The organism is Pseudarthrobacter albicanus, from assembly GCF_018224015.1.
In the GTDB taxonomy this organism is placed as follows: Bacteria; Actinomycetota; Actinomycetes; order Actinomycetales; family Micrococcaceae; genus Arthrobacter; species Arthrobacter albicanus.
In genome coordinates this window covers 1-4,001 of the sequence record NZ_JAGPOT010000158.1, presented here as the reverse complement: position 1 = coordinate 4,001, position 4,001 = coordinate 1, and the positions used below count along the sequence as shown (strand labels likewise).

The window sequence follows — 4,001 nt, the reverse complement described above, 5'->3', positions numbered from 1 at the left end:
CGGCCGGATGCGTCACCTAAAGTGAAACGCACCACGCCAATGGTTCAACTAACTTGAGACAAACCCGACCAATGCTCCAACTATCTTGAGATTGCGTCACTTTAGGTGAGACAGGACACAAATTGAGGTCCCCCATCCCGCGGGCAGGTCCGGCCTCTACCCCTCCTCACCCTCAGGTTGACGAAGGGCAGGTTATCGGCGTCTCAAAAATCCCCGGAAACACGGGCGAGGAGTACCCTCCGGCGACCTCTTCGGCGCCTAAACGCTGACCAGTCGGCGCTTCGGATTCGGACGTGGAATGTTGTCGGGGATCCGGCACCGGTGCGGCGCCCTGGAAAGGCAGCGCAGCGCAGGGGCGCAACGCGGTAACGCATGGTGACAGCAAGATGCACTCGCGTCGGTGATCCGCCCACCTTGGCGCGGAGATTTACCCCGATGAACTGCCGCTGTCGTCGGTGGCGTCCGGATCCTCTTCCGGCTCGAACGTATTGGGCTCCGCGCCCGCGCCGATCCCTACGCCATCCCCCGAGCTGGGAATACTGCCACCCTGACTACCGACTTCGGAATCAGACAAATTCTGCCCGGTAGATGTATCGTCGTCCTGGCGTTCCTTCTCGACCTCTTCAGCGTTCATAAGGGCCTCCTGGATCCTGTCGTGGCATCTTCACGCTAGCACCCGGGCGGCGAACCCGTAAGCCTGCTTACGGTTCCCCATCCGGCGGCAGATACGCCCGGAACCAGCGTCCCGCCGGCCTTCACCAGCCACCCGGACCGGCAGTAGTCCGATAGCGCCGACTATCTCGTGTGACACCGGGTTCTCGCCATGGTTGTCAGAGGTGCCTTGAAACAAGGAAGGGATGTTCCCGGGTGGCAACGTTTTTAGCTTTAGGCGAGGCCCGATATGGCTCAGCCTCGAACAACGCTTCTTCGGTAGCGGTCAGAGTCGCATGTGTGTACGTTGCAACAGACTCCACGGCCTTGCTTAGCAGGTCTCCAGAGGCACCGCCAGGGACGATCGATTGACGTCGATGATCTCCGTCCACAGCACGGGCCTGTAACGCGTAATCATTGACAGTGCGTAGAGGAGAGTCCCACGTCAGTAGCGGATCGCGAGTCTTTGAATTATCGCCACAAGCAGGTTGGATCCGGCCCCGCAGCGATTTGCGAGGCTGCCGGCATCTAGCAGGCAGCTACGCCCGTGGGCCCCGAATCCGTTCTGAACTGCTCCCCGTAAGTTGGACTGAAAATTCAGTTCTAACTTACGGGGAGCAGTTTCATGTTTAAGGGCAGTTCGTTGTCTGAGGAGCAGCGCGAAGCCGCGGTGGCGCTGTTTGCGACCGTTGGGGGTCCAGGGCCGTAGGGAGCAAGCTTGGGGTGGGTAGGAAAGCTGTCCTCCGGTTGCACGACAGTGGAATAGTTGTGCTTTTTCCCGCTCGGGGGCGGGACGGGCCTTCGCCTGACAGCCGCCGCAGATCCGGTCAGACCAGCCAGCGCCACCAGCGTGACTGCTCCGGTTCCGGCGTCGGTTCCGGCTCCGGCTCCTCGCCCAAGGCCAGCGCGGCCTCGACGATGTCGTCCGCGGTGAGCGTCATGACGGCCTCACGATCGAGCGCGTCGAGACTTTGTTCCTCGTCGAGCGACAGCCGCAGCGCCTGGCGGTTGAGCGCCTGCTCGAACAGCGTGCGGGCGAACCGTGCGTTGCCGGAGTCCTCGCCCGCGTGGAGCCCGGTGAGGATGCGGCGCAGCATCTGGTCCGCACCCGGCTCCAGCGTGTACTCGTGCTGGGCCAGCATCTGGTGGAAGATCGTCTGGAGTGCGTCGACGGAGTAGTCGGGGAACGTGATCTCGCGGGCGAACCGGGAGCGCAGTCCGGGGTTCGAGAGCAAGAAGGACTCCATCAGCCGCGGGTACCCGGCCACGATCACGACCAGGCGGTGGCGGTGGTCCTCCATCCGCTTGAGCAGGACCTCGATCGCCTCGGGGCCGAAGTCCATCCGGCCGTCCTCCGGGGCCAGCGCGTAGGCCTCGTCGATGAACAGGACGCCGTCCAGCGCACGCCGGATCACCCGGTCCGTCTTGATGGCGGTCGCGCCGACGTACTGCCCCACCAGGCCCGAACGGTCGACCTCGACCAGGTGGCCTTTCTGCAGCAGACCGACCGCGCGGTACATCTCGGCCAGGAGCCGCGCCACGGTGGTCTTGCCCGTGCCCGGGTTTCCGAGGAACACCAGATGCTGTGATGTGGCCACCTCCGGCAGGCCGTGCGTCTTACGGCGGGCCTGGACCTGGAGCAGTGCGACGAGGGCCCGCACCTGTTCCTTCACGGTCTCCAGTCCGACCAGCGCGTCGAGCTCGGCCTGCACCTCGGACAGCGGCCGGCCCGGCCCGGGCCTCGCACCGATGAGATCGCCGACCAGGTCGTCGACGCGCTCCGAACCGTGCAGCCTGAGCTGATCGGTCAGATGGCCGATGGTTTCGCGCAGGTCGTCGAGCGGATTGCGACTGGCAGCCATGCATCCACTGTAGTACTCGATTCCCGACCGGGGTGGGGTTGGCCTCACCAGTATCAACTCCCTTTTGGTCGTAGTACTCACGCGGTACAGGCAGTCTCCGTTGGATAATGCGGGCACTGGCCGTGCTTTCGGTGCTGACTACGGCACCAAGGATGAGGCAGAAGCTGCAGGTCGGGACGCTGCCCAGGCCGACAAGGTGGAGCACGTCATCAAGAACCAGGACGGAAAGATCGGCTCCAAGAACAGCTACGGCAATGATCCCCGGAATGTCCCGGGCTGATCCGGCAGTTCACGCCATCGCGCAGCGATGTCGGTGAAACAAGAAGGGCCGGCTATTTCGGTGCCGGCCTCCGGCAGTAAAGCTGGGCTTCTCGGGCAAGAAACATATTCCTTCTTCCCCCGAGCAGGTCATGTCGCCCAGCCACCGAACGACCATGAAGAAGTAACAAGCCCAGAGTCGTCGCCAAAACCCAAGGAAGGGAGCCGTCCCGCCCAGCAGCGACCGCCTACAAAAAAGGCCCCCTGAAGGGGCCGATAAAAGAAGATTTGTGCACAGGCCGAGGCCCAAAGGGCCCCTGGCCTGCGGAAACACTGTGCCCGAGGTGGGACTCGAACTGCATTCGTTCCCCCGCAAACACTGGACTCTCCCGAAACATACGGAATCCGGCCCGATCCGACCCCAGTACGACCCGATCCGAAGCCCAAAGTGTGTACTTTGTATACACCCCAAATTGGCCAGCTCCAGGATCAGGACGAAGCCCGCCCTGCCCTGGCTCCTTCGATCTCCGGAAGAGTCCGCTGATGGACGATATTTCGTCATACTGGACCACGTGTCTCATCAGGAGAATCACGAGGCCCAACTCCCACGGTGTCGCTCACCCAGATCTCATAGCCGCTGGCCTGGTCAACGAACGTGCGCTGATCGGCTGCGTGGGCTGCCAGCCAGAGCCCGGAGGCATCGGGCATGACCGTGTCAACACGGCCACGGCGTTGGGTGACTCCCCCGAATCGAAGTTCGACGAGAAGCCCCTCGAGTTGCTGCCATTCTTCGACAAAGCGAAGCGTTGCTCGACAGGAGATGTCTGATTGCACAAGTTCTCCTCAACATCTGTTCTGATCTTTTTGGGCATGGAAAAACTATTACGGCGGGACCAATGACATGGCTTCCGTGACTCTCCCGCAATTCAGGGGCGACGCCGGAAAACGTTACAAGCAGATGCGGTCGACGGCGCGGCTGATCTGGACACTGACGCTGTGGCCCGACCTGCGGCCTAGGACTCTGCTGAACTAAGGGCTATTTGAGTTGCCGGTTCGGGAGCTTTGGCGCCTGGGCCGGCGGCTTGGCGGTTGTCGGGGGGATGCGGTGGTTTGGTTTTCACTCATTTGGGGATATTGGCGGGGCCGTTGAGGTCTTGTAGGGGCCATGAGGGCCCGCGCCAGGGGCAGGGCTACCGGCCCCGACCGGTCAGGCGATGATCCAGGCCCCGT

The 4,001-nt window shown here is 62.6% G+C and carries 5 protein-coding genes; 2 read left to right on the top strand and 3 right to left on the bottom strand.

Annotated features, from left to right (window positions below):
• Positions 1–427: 427 nt before the first annotated feature.
• The 3 genes from J9611_RS20995 to J9611_RS20990 form a co-directional block, all read right to left on the bottom strand.
• Complete coding sequence (locus tag J9611_RS20995; RefSeq protein ID WP_211883103.1) at positions 428–634, bottom strand: hypothetical protein; 207 nt, start codon at positions 632–634, stop codon at positions 428–430.
• Between the two features lie 348 nt (positions 635–982).
• Positions 983–1,075, bottom strand: coding sequence for a hypothetical protein (locus J9611_RS22850; RefSeq protein ID WP_372447828.1), 93 nt, complete (start codon positions 1,073–1,075; stop codon positions 983–985).
• Between the two features lie 403 nt (positions 1,076–1,478).
• Positions 1,479–2,513 (bottom strand): AAA family ATPase, encoded by a 1,035-nt coding sequence (locus J9611_RS20990; RefSeq protein ID WP_211883099.1) that lies wholly within the window; start codon positions 2,511–2,513, stop codon positions 1,479–1,481.
• A 100-nt stretch (positions 2,514–2,613) separates the two neighbouring features.
• Here J9611_RS20990 and J9611_RS20985 point away from each other — a divergent pair, with 100 nt between their 5' ends.
• Complete coding sequence (locus J9611_RS20985) at positions 2,614–2,793, top strand: DUF2188 domain-containing protein (protein ID WP_246528124.1); 180 nt, start codon at positions 2,614–2,616, stop codon at positions 2,791–2,793.
• Between the two features lie 521 nt (positions 2,794–3,314).
• Positions 3,315–3,599 carry a hypothetical protein gene (locus J9611_RS20980; RefSeq protein ID WP_211883097.1) on the top strand — a complete coding sequence of 95 codons (285 nt, stop codon included), beginning with the start codon at positions 3,315–3,317 and terminating at the stop codon, positions 3,597–3,599.
• Positions 3,600–4,001: the final 402 nt, after the last annotated feature.

Coding starts and splice junctions, on each gene's coding strand:
- J9611_RS20980 (WP_211883097.1), top strand. CDS start 3,315: ATGGACGATATTTCGTCATACTGGACCACGTGTCTCATCAGGAGAATC.
- J9611_RS20990 (WP_211883099.1), bottom strand. CDS start 2,513: ATGGCTGCCAGTCGCAATCCGCTCGACGACCTGCGCGAAACCATCGGC.
- J9611_RS20995 (WP_211883103.1), bottom strand. CDS start 634: ATGAACGCTGAAGAGGTCGAGAAGGAACGCCAGGACGACGATACATCT.